At 66.9% G+C, this 20,720-nt stretch carries 19 protein-coding genes; 5 read left to right on the top strand and 14 right to left on the bottom strand.

Annotation, left to right across the window (positions count from 1 at the left end; genetic code table 11):
• Window positions 1-20: 20 nt before the first annotated feature.
• The 3 genes from CLV01_RS16410 to CLV01_RS16400 form a co-directional block, all read right to left on the bottom strand.
• Window positions 21-431, bottom strand: a complete 411-nt coding sequence (locus tag CLV01_RS16410; RefSeq protein ID WP_013802629.1) for a cupin domain-containing protein — start codon at window positions 429-431, stop codon at window positions 21-23.
• A gap of 30 nt (window positions 432-461) precedes the next feature.
• Window positions 462-2,630 (bottom strand): TonB-dependent siderophore receptor, encoded by a 2,169-nt coding sequence (locus tag CLV01_RS16405; RefSeq protein WP_099733796.1) that lies wholly within the window; start codon window positions 2,628-2,630, stop codon window positions 462-464.
• Between the two features lie 172 nt (window positions 2,631-2,802).
• A complete protein-coding gene (locus CLV01_RS16400; protein ID WP_013802631.1) occupies window positions 2,803-3,690 on the bottom strand; it encodes a helix-turn-helix domain-containing protein in 888 nt (295 codons plus the stop codon).
• A gap of 233 nt (window positions 3,691-3,923) precedes the next feature.
• Here CLV01_RS16400 and CLV01_RS16395 point away from each other — a divergent pair, with 233 nt between their 5' ends.
• Entirely contained in the window at window positions 3,924-4,916 is a 993-nt protein-coding gene (locus CLV01_RS16395) for a Bug family tripartite tricarboxylate transporter substrate binding protein (RefSeq protein ID WP_088164895.1), read from the top strand.
• On the opposite strand, the gene CLV01_RS16390 is transcribed toward CLV01_RS16395, so the two are convergent.
• The 9 genes from CLV01_RS16390 to CLV01_RS16350 form a co-directional block, all read right to left on the bottom strand.
• Entirely contained in the window at window positions 4,852-6,081 is a 1,230-nt protein-coding gene (locus tag CLV01_RS16390) for an FAD-dependent monooxygenase (RefSeq protein WP_099735129.1), read from the bottom strand. The two genes, CLV01_RS16395 and CLV01_RS16390, sit on opposite strands and share 65 nt — an antisense overlap.
• Before the next feature lie 9 nt (window positions 6,082-6,090).
• A complete protein-coding gene (locus CLV01_RS16385; RefSeq protein ID WP_099733797.1) occupies window positions 6,091-7,992 on the bottom strand; it encodes a LodA/GoxA family CTQ-dependent oxidase in 1,902 nt (633 codons plus the stop codon).
• 179 nt (window positions 7,993-8,171) lie between these two features.
• Entirely contained in the window at window positions 8,172-9,659 is a 1,488-nt protein-coding gene (gene rng / locus CLV01_RS16380) for a ribonuclease G (RefSeq protein WP_013802635.1), read from the bottom strand.
• A 161-nt stretch (window positions 9,660-9,820) separates the two neighbouring features.
• The gene (locus tag CLV01_RS16375; protein WP_012205362.1) at window positions 9,821-10,435 is read right to left on the bottom strand and encodes a Maf family protein; all 615 of its coding nucleotides are present in this window, start codon (window positions 10,433-10,435) and stop codon (window positions 9,821-9,823) included.
• 127 nt (window positions 10,436-10,562) lie between these two features.
• Window positions 10,563-11,030: a 23S rRNA (pseudouridine(1915)-N(3))-methyltransferase RlmH gene (gene rlmH / locus CLV01_RS16370; protein ID WP_012205361.1), complete on the bottom strand. Its 468-nt coding sequence runs from the start codon at window positions 11,028-11,030 to the stop codon at window positions 10,563-10,565.
• A gap of 21 nt (window positions 11,031-11,051) precedes the next feature.
• Window positions 11,052-11,837 carry a ribosome silencing factor gene (gene rsfS, locus CLV01_RS16365; RefSeq protein WP_013802637.1) on the bottom strand — a complete coding sequence of 262 codons (786 nt, stop codon included), beginning with the start codon at window positions 11,835-11,837 and terminating at the stop codon, window positions 11,052-11,054.
• Between the two features lie 249 nt (window positions 11,838-12,086).
• Complete coding sequence (gene hemF, locus CLV01_RS16360; RefSeq protein ID WP_099733798.1) at window positions 12,087-13,061, bottom strand: oxygen-dependent coproporphyrinogen oxidase; 975 nt, start codon at window positions 13,059-13,061, stop codon at window positions 12,087-12,089.
• Window positions 13,062-13,065: 4 nt separating this feature from the next.
• On the bottom strand, window positions 13,066-14,349 hold the full coding sequence (purD, locus tag CLV01_RS16355; protein WP_012205358.1) for a phosphoribosylamine--glycine ligase: 1,284 nt from the start codon (window positions 14,347-14,349) through the stop codon (window positions 13,066-13,068).
• Window positions 14,346-15,065, bottom strand: coding sequence for a YebC/PmpR family DNA-binding transcriptional regulator (locus tag CLV01_RS16350; protein ID WP_012205357.1), 720 nt, complete (start codon window positions 15,063-15,065; stop codon window positions 14,346-14,348). The genes purD and CLV01_RS16350 overlap by 4 nt, the downstream gene beginning before the upstream one ends.
• Before the next feature lie 78 nt (window positions 15,066-15,143).
• On the opposite strand from CLV01_RS16350, the gene CLV01_RS16345 reads away from it, so the two are divergent.
• The 3 genes from CLV01_RS16345 (at window position 15,144) to upp (ending at window position 18,481) form a co-directional block, all read left to right on the top strand.
• Entirely contained in the window at window positions 15,144-16,670 is a 1,527-nt protein-coding gene (locus CLV01_RS16345) for a helicase HerA-like domain-containing protein (RefSeq protein WP_099733799.1), read from the top strand.
• Window positions 16,671-16,817: 147 nt separating this feature from the next.
• Entirely contained in the window at window positions 16,818-17,795 is a 978-nt protein-coding gene (locus tag CLV01_RS16340) for a threo-3-hydroxy-L-aspartate ammonia-lyase (RefSeq protein ID WP_034398468.1), read from the top strand.
• Window positions 17,796-17,851: 56 nt separating this feature from the next.
• Entirely contained in the window at window positions 17,852-18,481 is a 630-nt protein-coding gene (gene upp, locus CLV01_RS16335) for a uracil phosphoribosyltransferase (protein ID WP_012205354.1), read from the top strand.
• A 72-nt stretch (window positions 18,482-18,553) separates the two neighbouring features.
• Here upp and CLV01_RS16330 read toward each other — a convergent pair whose 3' ends face one another.
• On the bottom strand, window positions 18,554-19,255 hold the full coding sequence (locus CLV01_RS16330) for a YebC/PmpR family DNA-binding transcriptional regulator (protein ID WP_012205353.1): 702 nt from the start codon (window positions 19,253-19,255) through the stop codon (window positions 18,554-18,556).
• Between the two features lie 170 nt (window positions 19,256-19,425).
• Between CLV01_RS16330 and CLV01_RS29615 the strand changes: the two genes are divergently transcribed.
• On the top strand, window positions 19,426-19,659 hold the full coding sequence (locus tag CLV01_RS29615) for a PQQ-dependent sugar dehydrogenase (protein WP_306563449.1): 234 nt from the start codon (window positions 19,426-19,428) through the stop codon (window positions 19,657-19,659).
• A gap of 20 nt (window positions 19,660-19,679) precedes the next feature.
• Here the strand turns inward: CLV01_RS29615 and CLV01_RS16320 are convergent, their stop codons facing one another.
• Window positions 19,680-20,672: a tripartite tricarboxylate transporter substrate binding protein gene (locus tag CLV01_RS16320; RefSeq protein WP_097202503.1), complete on the bottom strand. Its 993-nt coding sequence runs from the start codon at window positions 20,670-20,672 to the stop codon at window positions 19,680-19,682.
• Between the last annotated feature and the right edge of the window lie 48 nt (window positions 20,673-20,720).

Raw genomic sequence — 20,720 nt, 5'->3', positions numbered from 1 at the left:
CGCATCGTGCAGGGGCGGGCTCATGGCTGCACCTTCTCGTGCTCGCTGCCACGCGCGGGCGTGATGAACATCAGGCGGCCCGGCTGCACCGCTTCCAGCCGGTGCCAGCAGCCGCGCGGCACCACCAGCATCTGGCCTGCCGAGAGTTCCAGAACCGGAGCCTCCTCCCCGCGCCGCTGCGGGCGCAGCAGCACACGCACTTCGCCGTCCAGCAGGCACAGCACTTCGTCGCCGACGGGATGGCGCTCCCAGTGCCCGTCATGCAGCGAGGCACCGTCGCTGAAAGGCTTGATGCCAATGATCCAGTCGCTGGCCGGGTCCAGCTTTTCGTGCGGGCCCAGCACGCGCACCTGCGAAGGGGCGCACAGGCCGATGAGGTGGCTGGCCTGCGCCAGCGGCCGGGCGATGAGGGAATGGGCGTTCTTGTCCATGGTGTGTTCCATCGATGGTGAAGCGGGTTCTCAGAACTCGGCGCGCAGGCTGAGCGTGGCGCTGCGCGGCTCGCCATAGCGGTTGTTCCAGCCCGTGCCGGACAGGCTCTGGTAGTAGCGGCGGTCCGTCAGGTTGTCCACCTGCAGGGCCGCCGTGAGCTGGCGGTTGATGCGCCAGCCCAGGCGCAGGCTGGCCAGCGCGTAGCCGCCCTGCCGCAGCGTCACGCCCTGCGCCTGGTTGTAGAAGTCGCTTTGCGCGCGCAGGCCCAGGCCGATGCTGAAGCGGCGCTCTGCCACCGGCACCTGGTAGCTGGCCCACAGGCGCAGGATGTGACGCGGCGTGAAGCTGGCGAAGGGCAGGCCCTGGTTCTGCGCGTCCTGCAGGTACTGCGTGCGGTTCCAGGTGTAGGAGGCGCTCAGGCGCAAGTCGCGGTGGGGCTGGCCTTCGATCTCGGCCTCCAGCCCTCGGCTACGCACCTCGCCGGTGGCGATGTACCAGCAGGCATTGCCCACGCAGGGATGGGCCGGATCGGCCTGGGCACGGTTCTTCTGCCGGATCTCGAACAGCGCCAGGCCCAGGTTCAGGTGGCCGTCCAGCAGTGCGCCCTTGATGCCGGCCTCCAGGTTGTTGCCCTGTACCGGGTCCAGCAGTTCACCGGCATAGGTGTAGCTGCTCTGCGGCTGGAGGATGCGCGCATGGCTGGCATAGGCGTTCCACTGTGGGCCGAGCGCGTACACCAGGCCTGCATAGGGGGTGAACTGCGTGCCCATGCGCGTGCGCACGCGGCTGGCGGCTCCGCCTGCGCCGCCCGTCTCTTGCTCCCAGCGCGTGAAGCGCCCGCCCAGCACCAGCTTCAAGGGGTCGGCCAGCTGCAGCCGCGCCATGCCGTACAGGCCGCTTTGCCGCGTCTCGGTGGGGCCGCGCGTGGCGTAGCTGCCGACCAGGGGCATCGGCACGCCGTGCGGATTCCAGTTCCAGACATCGACCGGGCTTTGCGGCAAATTGAGGATGGAGGCGGCCCATTGCGTGCTGCGCGTGCGCTGGTGGTTGAAGCCGGCCAGCAGCTCGTGCGTGCGGCCCCACAGCTGCACCGGGCCGCTGGCAAAGGCATCCACACTGGTCTGGCTGTCGTCGAAGCGGTAGGCCGCACCCGTGAGGCGCCCGCCCAGGCCCGTGGCGGGATTGACAGCGCCGTTGGCCCCGGCATAGAGCAGCTCGGAATCGCCGGAGAGGTGATTGAGGTTGAGCCTGGCCTGCCACCCGTTGCTCCAGACATGCTCGACGCCGGCAAAGCTGCGCGTGGTGTTCCAGTCGAAGCGGTCCCAGGCCGCGTCCAGATAGGTGCTGCGCGGCAGGCCCACATCGCGGCCGTCTGCATAGAAAGGCACGCCCGCCATGTTGGTGGTGGAGCGTATGCGCTGATGGTGCACCCCGGCGTGCACCGTGGCGCCAGGCGCCAGGTCCAGCTCGGCAATGGCGTAGAGATTGCCGGTGCGCTCGCCAGCCACGTCGTAGAAGAAGTCACGCTCCTCCTGCGTGGCCACCACGCGGGCACGCAGGCTGCCCGAGGCATTGAGCGGGCCGCCGACATCGGCCTCGGCGCGACGCCGGCCCCAGCTGCCCAGGGTCAGCCCCGCGCTGCCGGCAAACTCCCGCGTGGGCCGCTTGGGCACGAGGTTGACCGTGGCGGCAGGGTTGCCCGTGCCATGCAGCAGGCCTGCGGCGCCGCGCACGATCTCCACGCGCTCGTACATGGCCATGTCCATGCGCGGGCTGGCCGTGTTGCCCATGAGAATGGGCACGCCGTCCTGCTGGAACGAATCGATCTTGAAGCCGCGCTGGTAGTAGCCCGTGGTCAGCAGCTGGAAGGGCTGCACGGTGACACCGGGGGCGTTCTGCATCACGTCGTCCAGGCTGTAGAGGTTTTGTTCGCGCATGCGCTCCTGCCCGATCACCGTGACCGACTGGGCGATTTCCTGCAGGCTCTGGCCCAGCTTGTCCACGCCCGTGCCGGTGACTGCGCTGGCGCGGACCGTGATCCCTGGCAGTGCGGCTGTTTCAGGCGCGCTGCCTGCATCAACCGCCTGCGTCTCGGCATGCAGCCGGGCCGATCCGCCCGTGGCAAAGGCCAGGCACAGAGCCAGTGGCAAGGGGCGCAACACCAGGGGCCGCGCCGCTTTCATTGACGATGAATCCATCACTCCTCCCGAATTTCAAATGAGAACCAATCTCATCCAAATTCTGAAAGACGTGGGCAGCGTCCATGCGCGATTGCGTCACGGCCTGCCGCGATCCCGGCACGATCACGGCAAAATCACGACACGACTGCAGCGCTGCAAAGCGGCTGCGGAGCCTGACCTGGGATGGAGACTATCCGCGCCGCAAGGCGCTGGGCAGCACGCCATGGTGGCGCTGGAAGACCTTGCTGAAATGCGAGGGGCTGTAGCCGCTGAGCGCGGCCGCCTGGGCCACATCCATCCGCGCAGAGGCCAGCAGCTCGTAGGCGCGCGCCATGCGCTGGGCCTGCAGCCATTCGGCCACCGTGCAGCCAAAGCACTGGCGAAAGCCCTGGGTGAGCTTGTTCACGTTAAGCCCCACCTCACGCGCCAGAGCGCGCAGGCCCGGTGGATCATCCAGGCGCTCGCGCAGCAGCTGCGCCGCACGCTCCAGTTGCTGGCGTCCGCGCCCGGACAGGTCTTCTTCCCCGGGCCGGGGCATGCACAGGGCCAGCAGCTCCAGCCCCTTGCCCGCCAGATAGAGCTGGCGCGCCGCGCCCTGCAGCGGACAGTGCAGGATCTGCTGCGCCACCGCGCGCTGGGCGGCACTGGCCTGGGCATCGCGGATGAGCGAGCCGCAGGCGCCGGATGCACCGGAATCTCCAGGAGCGCCTGCCTCCATCGCATCGGCCAGCCCCTGCGGAGTCAGGCCCAGGCTGGACGCCAGGCCCGACATGGGCAGGCTGGCCGACACGTACTCCAGATCCGAGCCCTGCTCCATGCCATGCAGCACGTCATGGGGTGCATCGCGCAGGCGCAGGTGTACGGAGGGACCGCACAGCCGCACGGGCGCCGAGCGTTCCAGCTGGTAGCTGATGCTGCCGGACAGCACCAGCACGAGCTTGACCCCGGCCTGCTCGCTCTCGCTGAACCACTGCGTGCGGTCAAAGCGCAGCCGGCCTGCCGACAGGCTGAGCATGGGCGTGGGCATTTGAACGGCGCCGCCGGGAGAAGAAGCAGGAAGGGTGCGGTCCTTTTTCATGGGCGGGTCCGGGCAGCTTGCGCCGTGGTGGCAGGGATCATGAGGGGCGCATGTTAATGCAATCCATTCTTATTTGCCGAACAAGGCCGAACAGGTCATTCGCCCGCCGCATGACGTCCTGCCAAAACATTGATTGACGTCAAGACGGCCACCGCCCAGCATTGGCCCGCCTGAAAAATCCGCCGCTGGCCCCAGCCGCTGCGCCACCAGAACATCGACAAGGAGACATCCCCATGCCCCGTACCCTTTCACGCAAGCAATTCCTGCGCGCGGCCGCGCTGCTTGGCGCCACGCTGCTGCCCCTGCCCCAGGCCTGGGCGGATGCCTATCCCACCCGGCCCGTCAAGCTGGTCGTGCCCTTCGCACCTGGCGGCAATACCGATGTGCTGGCGCGCATGGTGGCGCAGGGCCTGTCCGAATCGCTGGGCCAGCCCGTGATCGTGGAAAACATCTCCGGCGCCAACGGCTCCATCGGCGCCAGCCGCGTGGCTTCGGCGGCCAATGATGGCTACACGCTGCTGTTCGGCACGGCCGGCACCCAGGCCATCAACCAGAGCCTGTACAAGAACCTGAGCGAGAAGAACCTGGGCGATTTCGAGTACGTGGCCCTGGTGACCACCATTCCCAACGTGCTGGTCGTCAACGAGACGCGCACGCCCGCAAGGACGGTGAAGGACCTGGTGGCACGCGCCGCCGCGCAAAAGACCGGCATGAGCTATGGCTCGCCGGGCAGCGGCTCCACGGTCCACCTGTCGGGCGAGCTGTTCAAGAGCGCCACCCAGCTGGACATGGTGCATGTGCCCTACAAGGGCAGCGCGCCGGCCCTGACCGACCTGCTGGGCGGCCAGATCGATTTCATCTTCGAGAATGTGACGCCCGCCCTGCCCTTCGTGCAGTCGGGCAAGCTCAAGGCCCTGGCCGTGACCTCCGAGCAGCGCCTGCCCGCCCTGCCCGATGTACCGACCATGAAGGAAAGCGGCTACCCCACCTTCGTGACCGGCACCTGGAACGGCGTGCTGGCACCCAAGGGCACGCCGGCCGCCATCGTCAAGCGCCTGGAAGAGGCCACGCTCAAGGTGGCGGGCCATGCCGACTTCAAGTCCAAGGTGACGGCACTGGGCGGCGAAGTGCGCCTGCTGGACTCCAAGGCCTTCCGCGAATTCACGCGGGCCGAGTACCAGCGCTGGAATGCGATCGTGCAGACGGCGAAGCTGGAGCGGCAATAACGTCGGCTCCGGCCCCCACCTCCGGCGCCCGCTGGCGGCGGGCCCAGAACGGCTCGGCAGCCCAGCGCTGCTCCAGCGCGTAGTAGTGCTGGTGATGGGTACGGTACGCAGCGCGTATCGTGCCGATCCACGAACTCCAGGACGGCAGCGCATCGGCATCGCCCGCCAGGCTGCGGCGCACGGCCTTGGCGGCCTCGGCGCCCGTGACCAGGCTGTTGAGCAGACCCTGTGATGCCAGGGGATCGAAGGACAGGCCTGCATCGCCAACGGCCAGCCAGTCCGGCCCGCTGGCTGCATCCAGCCATTGTTCGTGGGCGGCGGCCACGCGCAGCGGCTCCAGCACCCGGCTGCCCCTGCTGCGCGCGCCCACCAGGGCCGTGTGATGCGCCATTTCCAACAGATCGGCCGTGCTGCGCAGGCGCCGGGCTTCAGGCAGGTCGATATCGGTCTGCCAGGCAATCACGCAACTGCCATCGGGCAGGTCGGCGCTGTACCACCAGCCTTCGGCGTCCGATTCGATCATGGTGGTGCCTGCATGCTCATGCGATGGCGGCTCCACCCAGGCGTGAAAGCAGACCAGGCGGCCACCACGGTGGACCTGGGCGCCCGCCTGCCGGGCCACGCGGGCCGCGCGGCCCGTGGCATCGACCACGATGCGGCAGGACAGCTCCAACGGGCCGTGCGCCGGGTCGCCCTGCGCCCTATCGATCAGGCAGCGCCAGCGCATGGGTGCGCCCGGTGGCTGGCGCTGCAGGCTGCGCAGCGTGGCGGGCACCAGGCAGGGCACGCCACGGCTGCGCGCAGCCTCCAGCAGCATGGCGTCGAAGCGCTTGCGGTCCAGGTGCCAGCCCGCGCCATGCGGGTCGAACAGCGCGTCCTGAAAGATGACCTCGGAGCTTCCCCACAATGACCGCCGCGACCAGGCAGGACGGTGGCCCTGTGCCGCGAACGCATCCCACACGCCCAGGTCGGACAGAATCACCCGGGCCGCAGCGGGCAGGGTTTCGCCAATGGCCCGCCCAGCCTGCACGGCGCGTCCTACCAGCGCCACGCGGCAGTGCCCTGCCAGTTGCGCGGCAACGGCCGCGCCCCCCGGCCCTGCGCCCACGACGAGCACATCCAGTTCATCCGGCAGCGGCGCGGCGGCCATGGCGTGCGACGGCATGGCCGGCACTCAGCGCGGCAGCACCGGGCCGCGCTGCGTCATGGCGCGCAACTGCTGCTCGTTGTCTGCATCGAAGGGCTCGATGCGGGGAGGCGCCTCCTGCCCGCCCGGTTGCACCGCAGTCTTGAGCATGTGCGACGGCGCCGGGGCGATGCGGTTTTCCACCTGCATCACCGGCGGGAAGTCCTTGTCGCCCCGCACGCCGGGCCGACTCTCGATGACGCCCATGTCACCGAAGTGGCTGATCATGCGATTGATCTCGCTCTCATAGCCTTCCTCACCCAGTGTGCGGAACCACGACTCGCGCCGGTTGAAGGCAGCGACACGCTGCTCGCGCGGCAGTTCGGTGTCGATGACCCTTTCATAGGCCTCCTGCGTCAGCACCTGGTTGGGCACGCGGGCCGGCCAGAAGGTGGGCAGGTAGGGGTCGTAGCGTGGGCCATAGCCGGCGTAATAGCCGCTGCGGCAGCTGGCGGTGTCGGTCTGCCATGGGACCGCCATCCAGCGCGTGAGGTCGCCGGCCACCTGCGCATACAGCGGCCCGCTCTCGGACAGAGCCACCGCAGGCGTGAGCCGGGAGCCGTAGAGTTGCAGCTCGGGCGGGTTCACTGCCGCCTCGCGGATGCGGAACGGCGCCCGGTACATGCTGGCGTGCCGCATGGGCCAGGTGATCTCGCAGCCCGGATGGAAGGCGTCGGCCAGGCAGTCGTCCATGGCGGCATGGTCGAGCATGGCCGGCTGCTCCTGCAGCGGCACGTCGGCGAGCTGGGCAGGGTACTGCTGGCCGGGCTTCCAGTCGGACAGGAAATGGCCACCGGCCCACAGGTCCAGCATCCTCAGCTGCGTGGCCGTCAGCGCCGCATGCTGGCGCGGTGTGTCGGCGGGCGGCACGGCCATGGCGTCGCCATACAGCCAGGGCCAGGGCTGGGGAGATGCGCCATCACGGTCAAAGCGGCGGAAGGCATTGGCCACCTGCTGGCGCAGCTCGGCCCAGGTCGTGCCCGGGCTGTTGAGCCTGGCGATCCACGCCTCGTCATCTGCACTGCCCGCCCCGCCCCAGCCGAACTGGGATGCAAAGCCCTTGTTCGCCCACTGCAGGCTGCTCTGGCGCTGGAGTATGGGCAGGATGTGCCGGCTGAAGGAGACGTGCAGCGGGAAGGCGGCCATGCCAGAGTGGATGTACACATCCTCCATCAGGTCCTTCATGGTGCGCACCGACTTCATCTGCGGGCCGTAGTTGGGCGGCGCAACCGTGACCCATGCCGCATCCACCGGCACGGAAACGCCAGCCACGACGACCTTGGCACGCACGGGGCCGTCGGCCACATCGTCATGCCAGCCCTCGTTGTTCGCAAACGTGGTGGCCTTGGAGCCATCCACGGAGGCAGAGACGCCACGGCCTCCCAGCACGAGAAGCTGGCCCGTCTTTTCAATGCGCAATTCGCCCAGATAAACCGGCTTGCCGCAGAAACTGCCGCTGTCGAATGCCACCGGGGCCGAGCCTTTGGCAATTCGGCGGGCTCCCGGTCGAATGGCCAGGCTTTTCCGGTCCTTCACCGTGGCATTGCGCAAAATCGTGGGATCGGCCGTTGCGGCTTCAGGCACGTCCAGCGCCAATTGGAATTGATACCAGGCAGCCTTGGTATTGGCCAGTTCGACTTCCCATTCGATCTGGTCCTGGTCGGACGTGAGTTCACGCACCACCTCGCCCGCGGCGTTGTAGCCGTAGATGCGAAAGCGCGCAGCCTGGCGCTTGAGCGCGCCCTGCGCATCACGCAGGCTGCCCGGCGCCATGGGCGGCACATGCATCAGCTCGGGGCCGACATAGTACTCATCCGGACTATTGCCAATACGCGCCACACCAATTCCCGGGTGTATGGCTGCACGCACAATGGTGGAGTCGATTCCCATTCGTCGCCCTTTCAGTTGCTGAGGCACTGATTGCAACAAACAGTATCAAAAAAGCCGAGACAAAGTTAATTATCGGGAATCAAAAATCCATAGCAACGCAAGAATGAGTTCAATTGAACCCATTCATTCATCAATAGATGAACTGCTATTGATAATGAATTAGCAGAATAAATACCGATTCACAGCAGCACAATGTCGTATTGCTCCTGTGCCATGGCTGTCTCGGCCTGCAGCGAGATGGGCTTCTTGATGAAGTCGGACAGGCCGGCCAGGTGCTGGCTTTCCTCGTCCAGAAACATCTCCACCACCTTGGGCGAGGCCACGATGCGGAACTCGCGCGGGTTGAACTGGCGCGCCTCGCGCAGGATTTCGCGCAGCACCTCGTAGCAGACGCTGCGCACGGTCTTCACATGGCCCTTGCCCTGGCAGACCGGGCAGGATTCGCACAGCATGTGGGCCAGCGATTCGCGCGTGCGCTTGCGCGTCATCTCCACCAGGCCCAACTGCGAGAAACCGCCCGCCATGGTCTTGACGCGGTCGCGCCCGAGCTGGCGCTTGAATTCGGACAGCACCTCGGCCTGGTGGTCGTCGCGCACCATGTCGATGAAGTCCACGATGATGATGCCGCCCAGGTTGCGCAGGCGCAGCTGGCGCGCGATCTGCTGGGCTGCTTCCAGGTTGGTCTTGAAGATGGTGTCGTCGAAGTTGCGCGCCCCCACGTAGCCGCCGGTGTTGACGTCCACCGTGGTCAGCGCCTCGGTCTGGTCCACGATCAGGTAGCCGCCGGACTTGAGGTCCACACGGCGGCCCAGCGCGCGGGCGATTTCCTCGTCTATGGCGAACAGGTCGAAGATGGGCCGCTCGCCGCGGTAGTGCTGCAGCTTGGGCACGGCCGCCGGCATGTATTCCTGCCCGAAGGTCATGAGCAGGGCGAACTGCTCCTTGGAGTCGATGCGGATGCTCTGCGTGCCCTCGCCCACCAGATCGCGCAGCACGCGCTGCAGCAAGTTCAGGTCCTGGTGCAGCAGCGACATGGGCGGCAGGCGCACCGAGGCGTCCTTGATGCGGCTCCAGGTCTTGCGCAGGTAGCGGATGTCGTCGGCCAGCTCGGCGTCGCTGGAATCCTCGCCATTGGTGCGCAGGATGAAGCCGCCGCCCCCGCCGGTTTCCTTGGTGCCCACCAGGCCCTGCAGGCGGGCGCGCAGCGCGTCGCGCTCGCCCTGCGGGATTTTCTGCGAGATGCCGATGTGGTCATCCTGGGGCAGCAGCACCAGCAATCGCCCCGCAATGCTGATCTGCGTGGACAGGCGCGCACCCTTGGTGCCGATCGGGTCCTTGATGACCTGCACCATGATGGTCTGGCCTTCGAAAACCTGCTTTTCGATGGGCACGACAGGCATGTCCTTGCGCGCGAACATGGGGGCCTCGCCCCCTTCCTGACGCTGCCAGACATCGGCCACGTGCAGGAAGGCTGCCCGCTCCAGGCCGATGTCGATGAAGGCCGACTGCATGCCCGGCAGCACGCGCGAGACCTTGCCCAGATAGACGTTGCCGACCAGGCCGCGCTCCAGCGGGCGCTCCATGTGCAGCTCCTGGACGGCGCCGTTCTCGATGATGGCCACGCGCGTTTCCTGTGGCGACCAATTGATCAGAATGTCTTGCTGCATGCTGTGCCTGTGGTGTGCTTTGTCGTTTGTATTTCTCGGCCATGGCGGCCCGGCAATCATTGCGCCGGTGGCCGCTTGCCACTATCTTGCCGCGCCATCCGCTGCCATCGGCGGTCTGCGCATGCCTGCACGCCCCTGCGGGCCCAGGTCGGGGAGCCGGCCTACAGTGCCCAGCCCAGCTCGCGCAGCAGCGCCGCCGTCTCGAACAGCGGCAGGCCCATGATGCCCGAGTAGCTGCCGTGCAGCCACTGCACATGGGCCGCAGCGCGGCCCTGTATGCCATAGGCGCCGGCCTTGCCCATGGGCTCGCCCGAGGCCACATACGCGTCGATCTGCTGCGCGCTCATGGCCGAGAAGCAGACCTGGGAAACCGACAGCGCAGCCAGGCGCCGCGCGCCGTGCTGTATGGCGACGGCGGTCAGCACCTCGTGCTCGCGGCCCGCAAGCGCGGTCAGCATGCGGCGGGCATCGTCGGCATCGGCAGGCTTGCCAAGAATGCGGCCATCCAGCGCCACCGTGGTGTCCGAGCACAGCACGGGCGCCACCGCCAGGGCGCGGCGCGCATGGCGGGCCATGGCGGCATCGAGCTTGAGCGCGGTGACGCGCTGCACATAGTCGCGCGCTGCCTCATCGGCCAGTTCGGCCTCTATGGCCTCGGCATCTTCGGCAATGTCGCCCTCGGCGTTGGGCAGCAAAAGCTCATGGGCCACACCGAGCTGCTCCAGCAGCTGGCGGCGGCGGGGGCTCTGGGAGGCAAGGTAGATGAATGGCGGCATGATAAGAATGAGAAATGCCTTCAGCCCTTTGTTGCAAAGCGCTGAAGGCTATCAAAATCATAGTATCACGAGATCCTCGGATCCGCGTGACAGGGCCGCTGGCAGAGGCAGGGAGCCGGGACAGGCCCTATTCCCGGTGGTAGGGATGGCCGGCGTTGACCGACCAGGCGCGGTACAGCTGCTCGATGAGCAGCACCCGCACCATGGCATGCGGCAGGGTCAGGTCCGACAGGCGGATGCGCTCGTGCGCAGCCTGCCTGAAGGCGGGGTCCAGTCCGTCCGGGCCGCCGATGATCAGGGCCACGTCGTCGCCCTCCAGCTGCCAGCCCTGCAGGCGCTGGGCCAGTGCCTTGGTGGTCAGATTGGTGCCGCGCTCATCGAGCACGACGATGCGCGTGCCACGCGGAATGGCGGCTTCGATGCGCTTGCGCTCGGCCGCGTACAGGGTCTCTACCGTCTTGGAGCCGCGCGGCTCGGTCTTGACGGCCTTGAGCTCCACCTTGAGCTCCGGGGGAAAGCGCTTGGCATAGTCGTCGTAGGCCGTCTGCGCCCAGTCGGGCACATGCTGGCCCACGGCCACGATCAACAGCTTCATGCAGCGTCAGTCCCGAACCGTTCAGGCCTTGGCGCGGGGAGCGCGCTTGGCGGCCGGCTTGGCAGCGGCACCTGCCTTGGGCTTGGCGGGAGCACGGTTGACCACCACGGTCTTGATGGCCTTGGGCGCTGCCGTCTTGCGGGCCGGCGCCTTGGCGGCGGCCGACTTCACGGCGGCAGACTTGGGAGCGGCCGACTTTGCAGCAGCCGTACGGGATGCTGCCGGCTTGGCAGCTGCGGAACGGGGTGCAGCGGCCTTGGCAGGAGCTGCCTTCTTGGCAGCGGGCTTCTTGCCTGCAGCAGGTGCGGCGGCAGAAGCGGCCTTCTTGGCTGCAGGCTTGGCGGCCGTTGCAGCAGCCTTCTTGGAAGCGGCCTTCTTGGCCTTTTCCTCGGCCTTGTCGGTGGCGGCCGAGCGCGTGGGCTTGGGAGCACCCAGCTTCAGGCGCACAGGCGTCTCGCCCCAGATCTCTTCCAGGCGGTAGTACTGGCGAATGGCTGGCTGCATGACATGGACCACGGCCTGGCCGCAGTCCACGATGATCCACTCGCCGTTTTCTTCGCCTTCCTGGCGTGGCACGGGAAAACCGGCCTGCTTGACGGCGTCGCGCACGCTGGAGGCCAGCGCCTTGGTCTGGCGGTTGGAGGTGCCCGCAGCCACGATCACGCGCTCGAACAGCGGCGAGAGCTTTTCGGTATTGAAGACCTGGATGTCTTGGGCCTTGACGTTTTCGAGGCCGTCAACAATGGCGCGTTGCAGCTTGGTCACGTCGCGCTTGGCTGCGGAATCCGATTTGGTGGAAGTGGTCATCAGGCGGTGATCAGTGGAATAGAAATGGGATCAATATAGCGCGAGCGCCGTGCGGCCCGTAGAGGGCTTGGCTGTAGCGGCGCTCCAAAATGCATGGAGTTCGCCCACAGATCGCCGGAAGATTTCGCGCCGAAGAAAGTGGAGAACGCAGCCAACGCTGCGCCTCAAGCTATTGAAATTATAGTTTTGCCGCCTATTCCCTTGCACGCGCGGATTTCGCCACGCGGCCGGAGATGGCGGCAATGGAACTCAAAGCCAGTCGCGGCGCACCAGGAATTGCTCCAGCAGCGCCCGCTCGGGCGTGCCGGGCGCGTCCTCGCGCTGGTAGCTCCAGCTCGCATGCGGGGGCATGGACAGCAAGATGGATTCCGTGCGCCCGCCGGACTGCAGGCCGAAGTGCGTTCCCCGGTCCCAGACCAGGTTGAACTCCACGTAGCGGCCGCGGCGGTAGCGCTGGAAATCGACCTGCTGCTGCCCGTAGTCCATGGCCTGGCGGCGCTCGACGATGGGCAGGTAGGACTCCAGAAAGGAATCTCCCACCGAACGCAGCATGTCGAAGCTGCGCGCCTGGCCCAGCTCAGAGAAGTCGTCGAAGAAGATGCCGCCGATGCCGCGCTGCTCGTTGCGGTGCTTCAGGCAGAAGTACTCGTCGCACCAGGTCTTGAAGCGCGGGTAGAGCGTGTCGCCAAAAGGCGCCAGCGCATCGCGGCAGACGCGGTGAAAGTGCCGTGCATCTTCCTCGAAGCCGTAGACCGGTGTCAGGTCCATGCCGCCGCCGAACCAGCAGGTGGGCTCGTTGCCCGGATGCCCTGCCGCACCTGAGCCCGCCGCGCCTGAGCCGGCCGCAATCATTCGCACATTCATGTGTACCGTAGGCACAAAAGGATTGCGCGGATGGAAGACCAGGGACACGCCCATGGCCTCGAACGGCGCACCCGCCAGTTCAGGCCGGTGCTGCGTGGCCGAGGGCGGCAGCTGCGGCCCGCGCACATGCGAGAAGCCGCAGCCCGCGCGCTCGAACACGCGGCCGCCCTCCATGATGCGGGTGATGCCATCGCCCTGCAGGCGCTCGCCGGGGCCCTTGCTCCAGGTGTCGGACAGAAAGCGTGCACCGCCCTCGCCTTCCACCTGCTCCAGCGCCTGCGTGATGCGGGCCTGCAGGCCCGTCAGGTACTCGCGCACCTGCGCCACGGGCAGCGCCTGCCCGGTCGATTGCTCTGCCATGGACTCAGTTCTTCACAGCACGGAAGCCGATGTCGCGGCGGTACTGGGCACCATCGAAATGGATGCCGCGCGCCACGTCATAGACTTTTTGCTGGGCCTGCTTGACGCTGTCGGCCAGCACGGTGACGCACAGCACGCGGCCACCGCTGGTGACGGGCACGCCGTCCTTGAGCTGGGTGCCGGCATGGAAGACCATGGCATCGGCGGCGTCCTGCGGCAGCCCGCTGATGGCATCGCCCTTGCGCGGGTCCTCGGGGTAGCCGGCCGCAGCCATGACCACGCCCAGCGCCGTGCGGCGGTCCCATTGCAGCTCGACCTGGTCGAGCTTGGCATCGGTGGCCGCCAGCATGACGTCCACCAGATCGCTCTTGAGGCGCATCATGATGGGCTGGGTCTCGGGGTCGCCCATGCGGCAGTTGAACTCCAGCGTCTTGGGATGGCCGGACGCGTCGATCATCAGGCCCGCATAGAGGAAGCCGGTGTAAGGAATGCCGTCCTTTTCCATGCCACGGATGGTCGGCAGGATGATCTCGCGCATGGCGCGGGCATGCACGTCGGCCGTGACCACGGGCGCGGGCGAGTAGGCGCCCATGCCGCCCGTGTTCGGGCCCTGGTCGCCGTCCTTCAGGCGCTTGTGGTCCTGGCTGGTTGCCAGGGCCAGGACGTTCTTGCCGTCGCACAGCACGATGAAGCTGGCTTCCTCGCCGGCGAGGAATTCCTCGATCACCACGCGGGCGCCGCCGTCGTTGTGGGCCACGCCGTACTTGTTGTCCACGAGCATGAAGTCCACGGCGTCGTGGGCTTCCTGCAGCGTTGTAGCAACGACCACGCCCTTGCCTGCGGCCAGGCCGTCGGCCTTGACCACGATGGGCGCACCCAGGCGGTCCACGTAGGCATGGGCCGCCACCGGGTCGGTGAAGGTTTCATAGAGCGCCGTGGGGATGCCGTGGCGCGCCATGAAGTCCTTGGAGAAGGCCTTGGAGCTTTCCAGCTGGGCGGCCGCCTTGGAGGGGCCGAAGATGCGCAGGCCGTGGGCGCGGAACTCATCGACCACGCCGGCAGCCAGCGGAGCCTCGGGGCCGACCACGGTCAGCGCGACCTTCTCGGCCTGCGCCCACTCGCGCAGCGCCTGCGGGTCGGTGATGTTGAGGTTCTCCACCTTGCCACCGGCCAAGCCCGTGCCACCGTTGCCGGGGGCCACATAGACCTTGGTCGATTTCGGCGATTCAGCCAGTTTCCACGCCAGGGCGTGCTCGCGGCCTCCGCCACCAATCACAAGAATTTTCATAGTTCAGCGTTGTGGTAGACGTCCTGTACGTCATCCAGGTCTTCGATCATGTCCAGCAGCTTTTGCATGCGGGCTGCGTCATCGCCTTGCAGGGCGATGGTGTTTTCCGGGCGCATGGTGACTTCAGCCACCTCCGGCGTCAGGCCCTTGGCCTGCAGCGCGTCGCGCACGGTTTCGAACTCTGCGGGTGCGGTCAGCACCTCGATGGCTCCCTCGTCATCGGTGATCACGTCCTCGGCGCCGGCCTCCAGAGCCACTTCCATGATCTGGTCCTCGTCGCTTCCGGGAGCGAAGATCAGTTGTCCGACATGCTTGAACTGGAAGGACACGGAACCCTCCGTGCCCATGTTGCCACCGTACTTGCTGAAGGCGTGACGCACATCCGCCACAGTACGCACGCGATTGTCGGTCATGGTGTCCACGATGATGGCCGCGCCGCCAATGCCATAGCCTTCGTAGCGGATTTCCTCGTAGGTCACGCCTTCGAGGTTGCCCGTGGCCTTGTCGATGTTGCGCTTGATGTTGTCGGCCGGCATGTTGGCCGCCTTGGCCTTTTCCACCGCCAGGCGCAGGCGCGGGTTGGCGCTGAGATCGCCCCCTCCCGTGCGTGCCGCCACCATGATTTCACGGATGATGCGGGTCCAGACCTTGCCACGCTTTTCGTCCTGGCGGCCTTTGCGGTGCTGGATATTGGCCCATTTACTGTGTCCTGCCACAGGCTGTCCTTTGATATTGATTTAACCTTGCGGCTGGGATTTTACTTTTGACCGCATGCTCCCCCGAGGAAACCCGAAATGGCCGCTCCACTTCTGATCGCCCGCCACTCTGCCACAGAATGCCTGCTGCTGCCCGCACTGGCCAATCGACATGGCCTGATCACGGGCGCCACCGGCACCGGCAAGACCGTGACGCTGCAGAAAATGGCCGAGGGATTCTCCGAGATCGGCGTGCCGGTGTTCATGGCCGACATCAAGGGAGACCTGTCCGGCATCAGCCAGGCTGGCAGCACGGGCGCCAAGATGGCGGCCTCCCTGCAGGAGCGCGGCATCGAGATTCCCCAGCCCCTGGCCTGCCCCACCACGCTGTGGGACGTGTTCGGCGAGCTGGGCCACCCGGTGCGCGCCACGGTCTCGGACATGGGTCCGCTGCTGATCGGCCGCATGCTGGCCCTGAACGACACGCAGATGGGCGTGCTCAACCTGGTCTTCAAGATTGCCGACGACAACGGCCTGCTGCTGCTGGACCTCAAGGACCTGCGCGCCATGCTCCAGCATGTGGGCGACAACGCCAAGCAGTTCACCACCGAGTACGGCAACATCAGCGCGGCCAGCGTGGGTGCCATACAGCGCGGGCTGGTCGCCATCGAGTCCCAGGGCGGCGACAAATTCTTTGGCGAGCCCATGCTCGACATCAACGACCTGATGCAGACCGATGCCGGCGGCAAGGGCGTGGTCAACATCCTGGCCGCCGAGAAGCTGATGAATTCGCCGCGCCTGTACTCCACCTTCCTGCTGTGGATGCTGTCCGAGCTGTTCGAGCGCCTGCCCGAGATCGGTGACCCCGACAAGCCCAAGCTGGTCTTCTTCTTCGACGAAGCCCACCTGCTGTTCAACGACGCGCCCAAGGTGCTGCTCGAACGCATCGAGCTGGTGGTTCGCCTGGTGCGCTCCAAGGGCGTGGGCGTGTATTTCGTCACGCAAAACCCCATGGACGTGCCCGACACCGTGCTGGCCCAGCTGGGAAACCGCGTGCAGCATGCGCTGCGCGCCTTCACGCCGCGCGACCAGAAGGCCGTCAAGGCCACGGCCACCACCATGCGGCCCAAGCCCGGCCTGGATATCGAGGCCGCCATCACCGAGCTGGCCGTGGGCGAGGCCCTGGTGAGCTTCCTCGACGACAAGGGACGCCCCGGCATCACCGAGCGTGCCTACGTGATCCCGCCCGGCAGCCAGATCGGCCCCATCAACGAGGAGCAGCGCAAGACCCTGCTGGCACAGTCGCTGGTGGCCGGCGTCTATGAAAAGGCGGTGGACCGCGAGTCGGCCTACGAGGTGCTGCGCGGCCGCACGGCAGCGGCCGGCGACGGCGCAGCGCCAACCGGCACGGGCCCGGCCGGTGCCACGCCTGCGGCGAGCGAAGGGGGCGCCATGATGGACGGGCTCAAGGACCTGCTGTTCGGCACCACGGGCCCGCGCGGCGGCAAGCACGACGGCCTGGTGCAGACCATGGCCAAGTCCACCATGCGCACCATGGGCAATTCGCTGGGCAAGGAGATCCTGCGCGGCGTGCTCGGCGGCATCCTCGGCAACAAGAAGCGCTGAAGCACTGACGCACCGGCACTGCGCCGCATCAAACACCATAGCACCCAGCCGTTGCCATGCAACGGCTGGCGCATTTCAGGGCTCTGAAAGCCCGCGCATGCGGCTATGATCGAAAGCGCCTCCATCCACTTTGCGGAACCGCACGCCATGACGACGAACAGCCCTCCCTCGCTGCCCACCTATGACGATGTCGCCGCCGCCGCTCGCCGGCTGGAAGGCGTGGCCCACCGCACACCCATACTGCGCAGCCGCACCGCCGACGAGTTGCTGGGCGCCCAGCTGTTCTTCAAGTGCGAGAACCTGCAGCGCACGGGCGCCTTCAAGATACGCGGCGCCTACAACGCGCTGTCGCAGTTCACGCCCGAGCAGCGCAAGCGCGGCGCACTGGCCTTCTCCTCGGGCAACCATGCCCAGGCCGTGGCCCTGGCCGCGCAGATGCTGGACATGCCCGCGCTCATCGTCATGCCCGAGGATGCCCCCGCCTCCAAGATGGCGGCCACGCGCTCCTACGGCGCCCAGGTGGTGACCTATGACCGCTTCACCGAGGACCGCGAGGCCATCTCCCGCCGCCTGGCCGACGAGCGCGGCATGACGCTGATCCCGCCGTTCAACCACCGCGACGTGATCGCCGGCCAGGGCACGGCAGCCAAGGAACTGTTCGAAGAGGTGCCCGACCTGGACTACCTCTTTGTCTGCCTGGGCGGCGGCGGCCTGCTGTCGGGCAGCCTGCTGGCGGCCGGACAACTGGCGCCGCGCTGCAAGGTCTACGGCGTCGAGCCCCAGGCCGGCGACGATGCCCGCCAGTCGCTGCGCGCAGGCCAGATCGTGCAGATCCCCACGCCCCACACCATTGCCGACGGTGCCCAGACCCAGTCCATCGGCGATATCACATTCGCCATCATCCGCGAGCATGTGGAAGATATCCTGGCCGTGGCGGACGAGCATCTGGTGCAGGCCATGCGCTTTTACGCGGAACGCAAGAAAATCGTGGTCGAACCCACGGGAGCGCTCTCGCTGGCGGGCGCCCTGCATGGCGGGGTTGCGCTGTCGGGCGCGCGCGTGGGCATTCTGATCAGCGGCGGCAATGTGGACCTGGCGCGCTACGCACGCTTTCTGCACGACTGAACCGCCCCCTGGCGCCGGCCGCAAATGCCGGCGCCCCTTTTTTCCAGAAGAAAACCATGAGTACTCTGCACCTGATCGACCACCCGCTGGTCCAACACAAGCTCACGCTGATGCGCCGCAAGGAAGCCAGCACCAACAGCTTCCGCCGCATGCTGGGCGAGCTGTCCACGCTGATGGCCTACGAGATCACGCGCGACATGCCGCTGCAGGACATCGAGATCGAAACCCCGCTGGAGACCATGACCGGCAAGGTCATCGACGGCAAGAAGCTGGTGCTGGTGTCCATCCTGCGCGCCGGCAACGGTTTCCTCGACGGCATGCTCAACGTCGTGCCCGGTGCGCGCATCGGCCACATCGGCCTGTACCGCGACCCCGAGACGCTGCAGCCAGTCGAGTACTACTTCAAGATGCCCTCCGAGATGGAAGAGCGCGACGTGCTGGTCGTCGATCCCATGCTGGCCACGGGCAACTCGGCCGCAGCCGCAGTGGCGCGCCTGAAGCAGCTGAACCCGAAGTCCATCAAGTTCATGTGCCTGCTGGCCGCGCCCGAAGGCGTGGCCACCATGCAAAAGGCCCATCCCGACGTGGACATCTACACGGCCGCCGTGGACCGCCAGCTCGACGCCCACGGCTACATCCTGCCGGGTCTGGGCGACGCGGGCGACCGCATCTTCGGCACCAAGTAGGCCTGGTGCACGCACCCACAAAAAAGCCGCACATCGTGCGGCTTTTTTGCTGGGGAGCGGGGGGCAGCGGGATCAATCCACCAGCCCCGCATAGACGTGCTGCACGTCATCATCGTTCTCGATGCCGGCCAGGAAGTCCTGCACTTCCTCCTGCTGCTCGGCCGACAGGCTGGCCATGCTGACCGGCGTCTTGGCCTTGTAGCCCAGCTTGGCCGACAGCACCTTGAAGCCCTGGGCCGGCAGCGCCTTGCTCACGGTATCCAGGTCCGTCGGGTCGGTGATGAACAGCGTCGTGCCCTCTTCCTCGCCGGGCTCGAAGTCCTGTGCGCCGGCCTCGATGGCGGCCAGCTCGGCATCGGCACCGCCTTCGGGCTCGCCCTCGATCATGCCCACATGGTCGAAGTCCCAGGCCACGGCCGTCATCTGGCCCTTGCGGAAGCACACGCGCATGTTGGGCGCCGTGCGGTTCACGTTGTCGGTCAGGCACTCGATCATCACGGGCACGCGGTTGGGGCCGTAGCCTTCATAGACCACGCGCTCGTAGTTGACGGCATCGGCACCCACGCCCGAGCCCTTCTTGATCGCACGTTCGAGCGTGTCCTTGGGCATGGAGGCCTTGCGGGCGGCTTCCACGGCCATGCGCAGGCGCGAGTTGCCTGCCGGATCGGCGCCGGCGCGCGCCGCGACGATGATTTCCTTGGCCAGCTTGCCAAACAGCTTTCCCTTGGCATCGGCGACCAGCGCCTTGCCCTTTGCTTTCCATTGCGCGCCCATGGCTGCTTTTCCCTTGCGGATTCTCTGGTGGGTAGGAGGCGCCGCCGACCGCCCCACGCAGGGACCCGGCCCGGCGCCGAAAGAGCGCTGTTTATACACCCGCGCAAGTGGCTGCGCGGGCTTTTTGCGCAGTGGTTGACAGGGCGCCGCTGGCTCTGGCCGCGTCGTGCATGATGTTTGCCAGATCAAAGCCGCCCGACTGCGCATCGTGCACGGTGACGGGCGCCTCGCGCCGGCACTGGCTGGCCTGCCCCCTGTGGACCGGCAAGGTAACGGGCAGCGAGCAGGTGCTGACGCGCCTGGGCCAGCGCGTCCGTGATGTCCGCCAGGGACCGGACGGCTGGCTTTACCTGCTGACGGATGCCCAGGACGGGCAGTTGCTGCGCGTCACCGCCACGCCCTGAGCCCCGTCACGCGCAGCGGCTCACTGCACGGTGATGCCGTTGGCCTTGACCACGGCATCCCAGCGCTTGCGCTCGGCCGCCACGAAGCCCGTGAAGGCGGCGGAGGAACTGCCCACGGGCGTCAGGCCCAGCTTTTCAAGGCTGGCGCGCGTGGCCGGCAAGGCCAGGGCTTTTTGCACCAGGTCCTGCAGCTTCTGCACGGTGTCGGGCGCGGTGCCTGCGGGCAGGAAAAAGCCGTTCCACTCCGTGACCTCGAAGCCCTTGATGCCGCTTTCCGCCACCGTGGGCACGTCGGGCAGGTCCGGCATGCGCTTGGCCGAGGACACGGCCAGCGCCTTGAGCTTGCCGCCCTTGACGTAGTTGATGCTGGAGGCTGCGTTGGCAAAGTACACATCGACCTGGCCGCCCATGACATCGACGATGGCGGGCGCCCCGCCCTTGTAGGGAACGTGGACGGCATCGAACTTGGCGTCTGCCTTGAGCAGTTCCGTCGCCATCTGGGCCAGGCTGCCCGGACCGTAGGAGGCATAGGTGAGCCTGCCGGGCTTTTGCCGTGCGGCATTCATGAAGTCGGCCAGGCTGTTGTAGGGCGAGGACGGTGCGGCCACGAGAATGTTGGGCACGCTGATGGCCTGGGACACGGCAATGAAATCCTTGGCCGGGTCATAGGGCAGCTTGCGCAACGCGGGGTTGATGGCGAAGGACGATGCGTCATACAGCACCGTATAGCCATCGGCCTTGGCGCGCGCCACGAGGGCGGCACCAATGGCGCCGCTGGCGCCGGCCTTGTTGTCCACCACCACGGTCTGGCCCGAGACCTCGCCCAGCGCCTTGGCGATGATGCGCGCCGCATTGTCCGCACCGCCGCCGGCCGAGAACGGCACGACGACCGTGATGGCCTGCGCGGCCGGATAGTCGGCCGCATGCAGCGTGCCCTGGAACAGGCCCAGCCCCGCCCCAATACCCAAGGCCAGCACCGTCATGGCGGGCTGCAGTGTCTTGATCTTCTTCACGTTTCTGTCTCCTGTTGCTCAATGGTGAAAACCTGGGCTGCGAGGCTT

Origin of the sequence: Delftia sp. 60 (assembly GCF_002754395.1) — a bacterium.
GTDB classification, from domain to species: domain Bacteria; phylum Pseudomonadota; class Gammaproteobacteria; order Burkholderiales; family Burkholderiaceae_C; genus Comamonas; species Comamonas acidovorans.
Note: the sequence above shows the minus strand (reverse complement) of the source record. Positions and strands in the feature narration are given on the sequence as shown.